Source organism: Chromobacterium indicum (assembly GCF_039708975.1).
GTDB classification, from domain to species: Bacteria; Pseudomonadota; Gammaproteobacteria; order Burkholderiales; family Chromobacteriaceae; genus Chromobacterium; species Chromobacterium piscinae.
In genome coordinates this window covers 1-4,176 of the sequence record NZ_JAYFSJ010000034.1, presented here as the reverse complement: position 1 = coordinate 4,176, position 4,176 = coordinate 1, and the positions used below count along the sequence as shown (strand labels likewise).

Annotated in this window: 1 protein-coding gene; it reads right to left on the bottom strand. The window is 71.4% G+C overall.

The genetic code is table 11. The features are described 5' to 3' along the window. Positions 1-4,176 (bottom strand): hypothetical protein (locus VA599_RS24075; RefSeq protein ID WP_346791013.1); only part of this gene is annotated, 4,176 nt, incomplete at both ends.

Below are 4,176 nucleotides of genomic sequence, written 5' to 3'. Positions count from 1 at the left end.
GCTGTAGCGCAGCCGGTCGTTGCCGTCGTACACATAGCGCGTAACGTTGCCCGCCGCGTCGGTCTTGGCGGTGACATTGCCGTTGCCGTCGTAACCGTAGCGCGTAGTCAGGCTCAGCTTCTGCGGATCGACGGTCTCGCGGATGCGCCGACCCGCGCCGTCGTATTCGTATTCGGTGACTTTGGCCTGGGCCGTGCCGGCCGCTTCGGTGACCCGCACCTTCCGGCCCTGGGCGTCGTAGTCGTAGGCGGTGGTCAGCTTGAGGCCATCCGGATCGACCACCACCGCTTGCAGCCGGCCGCCGGCGTCGTAGCGGTTTTCGGTGACGCGGCCACCCGGCTCGGTCTGCCGCAGTACGCGGCCCTGGGCGTCGTACGTGGTTTGGGTGGTCAGCTTGAGGCCGTCGGGGTCGACGGTGCGGCTGAGCGCGCGCCCGGCGGCGTCGTATTGGTAGACGGTCTTGACGCCGCGCGCGTCGGTGCTAGTGATGACCTGGCCGGCGCTGTCGTAGCCGCTGCGGGTGGTGCCGGCCGGGGTGGTGGTGGACAGCAGCTGGCCGTCGCGGTTGTACTGGTAAGTGGTGGCATTACCGCGCGGGTCGGTCAGCTTGACCGTTTCGCCGTAGGCGTTTGCCTGGCTGACGGTCTGGATGCCGCCCGGCTGGGTGACGGTCACGGCGCCGCTGGCGTCGTCGTAAACGGTGGTGGTGGTATGGCCCAGCGCGTCGGTGTGGCTCAACGCGCGGCCGAAGGCGTCGTAGACGGTGGTTTGGCTGCCGCCTTGCGGGTCGCGCGTGGCGATCTGCCGGCCGAGCTTGTCGTAGTCGACATGGCGCGGATTGCCGTTGGCGTCGATGCTGTCGGTGAGCCGGCCGAAGGCGTCGTAGCGGGCCTGGGTTTGCAGCGCCAGGCCTTCGGCGTCGGCGGTCTGGCCGACGGCCAAGCCGCGGCGGTCGTAGGCTGTGCGTTGCAGCGCGCTGCGGTTGGCGTCCAGCCGCAGCCGGTGGCCGATGGCGTCGCCGAAGGCGTTATAGTCCCAGCGCTCGCGCTCGGCGGTGAGGCTGTCGCCGGCGGCGACGCGTTGGCCCAGGCGGTTGTACTGGCTGGTTTCGACGCTGTCGGCCGCGGTCTGCACGCCGGAGACCAGGGTCCCCAGGTCGTTGCGGGCGCCGCCGTTGAGGCGGGCCAGTTGCTCGGCGCTCAGCCGGGTGGCGTAGCGGCGGCTGTCGATGGCTTCGCCGAAGGCGTTGTAGCGGATTTCGCTGACTTCGCCCAGGCTGTTGAGGGTGTGGCTGAGCCGTCCTTCGCCGTCGTAGTAGTACAGCGTGCGTCGGCCGGCGCCGCCCTGGCCGTCGGGGCCGAGGCTGGCGGTGCGTTGGCCGCCGGCGTTGTAGTAGTGGCGGGTGCCCCAGCGCGACCAGACGGCGTCGATCTGCGCCGCCGTGGCGGCCTGGCCGAGGGCGGCCAGCGCTTGCGCGCCTTCGCCGCCCAGGGTCTGGATTGCCCGGCCCTGGCTGTCGTAGCGGCTCAGCTGGCTGCGGCTGTCTGCGCCGGCGCTGCGGGTGGTGCCGGTGACATGGCCCTGGTCGTCGTATTGGTAGGTGGTCACCAGACCGCTGGGTTGCGTCTCTTCGCGGATCAGTCGGCCGCCATCGTCGTATTGGCTGAGGGTCTTGCGGTCGTTGCGGTCGGCGGCCGGACGCAGCTGGGCCAGGCTGTCGCCGGCGTTGGCGCGCTGGGCGTAGCGTATGGTCTGGGCGACGCGGCCCTGGCCATCGTAGACGGTTTCGCTGAGGTAGCCTTCGGCGTCCACTTGGCCGACGACGCGGCCTTCGCCGTCGCACAGGGTCCGCGTGCGCTGGTCGGCGGCGCCGGCGGCCGGACGGATGGCCGCCAGGCTGTCGCCGGCATTGGCGCGCGCGGCGTAGCGGACAGTGTCGACGGCGTGGCCGGCGCCGTCGTAGCGGGTTTCGGTGAGGTAACCCTCGCCGTCCAGTTGGCCGACCAACTTGCCGTCGGCGTCGTAGAAGGCGCGGCTGGTTCGGTCGTTGGCCGGGTCGGCGTCGGGCTGGTTGGCGGCGTCGTCGGGGTTCAGTTCGCCGCTGGCCTGCGCCAGGGCGGCCAGCCGGTCGGCGGTCAGCCGGGTGGCGTAGCGGGTGCTGGCGCGCAGCCGGTCGGCGGCGTCGTATTGATTGCGGGTGACGCCGCCTTCGGCGTCGATGGTCAGCGCCAGCCGCCCCAGGCTGTCGTACAGCCGGTAGTCGACGCGGTCGTTGGCCGGATCGGCCGCCGGACGCAGGTCGGCCAGTTGCAGCGTCGCCGGGTCGCCGGCCAGCGGCGCCAGCTTCACCCGGTTGGCGTAGCGGATCGCCGCGGTGACCTGGCCGTTGCCGTTGTAGCGCCATTCGCTGACGCCGCCTTCGTTGTCGATCTGGCCGATCTTGCGGCCCAGGCCGTCGTAGATCAGGTAGGTGATGGCGCCGTTGGCGTCGGTCAGCTTCACCGGCAGGCCCTGGGCGTTGTAGCGGGTGCTGGCGTTGCCGAGCGCGCCGCCGGCGTCTTGCTGCAGCGCGCCGACCAGCAGGCCGGCGGCGTCGTAGCTGCTGACGGTGGTGAGGCCGTTGCTGAGGCTGACCCGGGTCTGGCGCTGGGCGTCGTTGTAGACGGTGACGGTGGCGACGTTGTTGCCGTCCACCGACCGCAGCACGCGGTTGAGGCCGTCGTAGAGGTAGCTGGCGCGCACCGCGCCGCTGCCGTCCAGCTGTTGCAGCAGGTTGCCGGCGGCGTCGTAGACGTAGCGGGTGATCACCTGGCGGCCGTCGGCCACGCCGTTGCCCTGGGCGTCCAGCGTCGCGTAGCGGGTGGTCTGCGCCGCCAGCCCGCGCAGGTCGTAGGCGGTGTCCAGCCGTTCGGTCCGCGTCGGGTCTTGTTTGGCGGCCCAGGCTTGCAGGTCGGCTTCGGCGGTGTTGTCGTCGGCGCCGGCGATGCCGCCCTGGTAGGCCAGCCGGCTCACTTCCCGCCCCTGGGCGTCGTAGCGGTGTTCCACCACCCGCCCTTCGGCGCTGACGCTGAAACGCAGATGCAGGCCGCTGGCGTCGTAGATACGGCGGGTGGTGCCGACCCCGGCGACGGTTTCGCTGATCAGCTGGTTCTGCGCGTTGTAGCGGCGGCTGGTCTGCCGCTGCTGCGCGTCGCGCGCGCCGACGCGGTTGCCGGCGGCGTCGTAGTCGTAGTGGCTGCTCTGGCCCCGGCCGTCGGTGACGTCGCTGACCCGGGCGTGGCTGTCGTAGTTGTAGCGTTGCTCCACCCCGCCGCCGGCGAGGCGGCGCAGCTGGCCGTTGTCGTATTCGAGCACGGTAGCCTGGTTGGCGGCGTCGGTGACGGTGGTGCGGCCGCCGCCGGCGTCGTAGTCGAAGTGGGTGGTCAGCTTCTGGCCGTCGCGCACGTCGCTGACGGTCTGGATCCGGTAGTCGGACCCGACCTGGACGTAAGTGAAGTCGAGTTGGCTGCCGTCGCTCTGCTGCAGGCTGGCCACCCGGCGGCTGGCGCCGTCGTAGAGGTAGCGGGTGGTGTAGACCTGGCCGTCGGCCACGCTGTTGTCGTCGGGCGTGAGGTCGGTGGCGACGCTGGCCAGCCGGCCTTGCGCGTCGTAGCCGTAGCGGGTGCGGGTCAGCGTCTGGCTCTGGCCGTCTTTCAGATACACGGTGCGCAGCTGGCTCAGCTGGCCCTGGGCGTCGTAGTCGACAAACAAGGCTTCGCCGCCGGCGCGCTTCAGGCTGACGATGCGGCCAGCGCCGTCGTAGCCGACGTCCACCGTCTGGCCGTCGCGGTCGCGGGTTTGCTGCAGCCGGCCGCCGGCGTCGTAGCGCTCCTGCGCCTGGCTGGCGCCGTCGGTCCAGGTCCAGCCTTGCGCGTCGCCGCGCAAGGTGTCGTCGGCGCCGCTGTCGCTGCGTTGCGACACGTACAACCCGCGCGCCGCGTCGTAGGCGTACAGGGTGTCGCTGCCGTCCTCGGCCAGACGGTGGACGCTGCTGCCGGCCGTGTTCAGCGCGCCCTGCAAACCGGTCACCTGGCGGCTGTAGCCCAGGCGCCAGTTGCCGGCGTCGCCGCCCTGGCCCTGGCTGTTGTAGGTGCGGATCAGGCCCAGCGGCAGGCCGCCGGCCAGGAACTCGTCCTG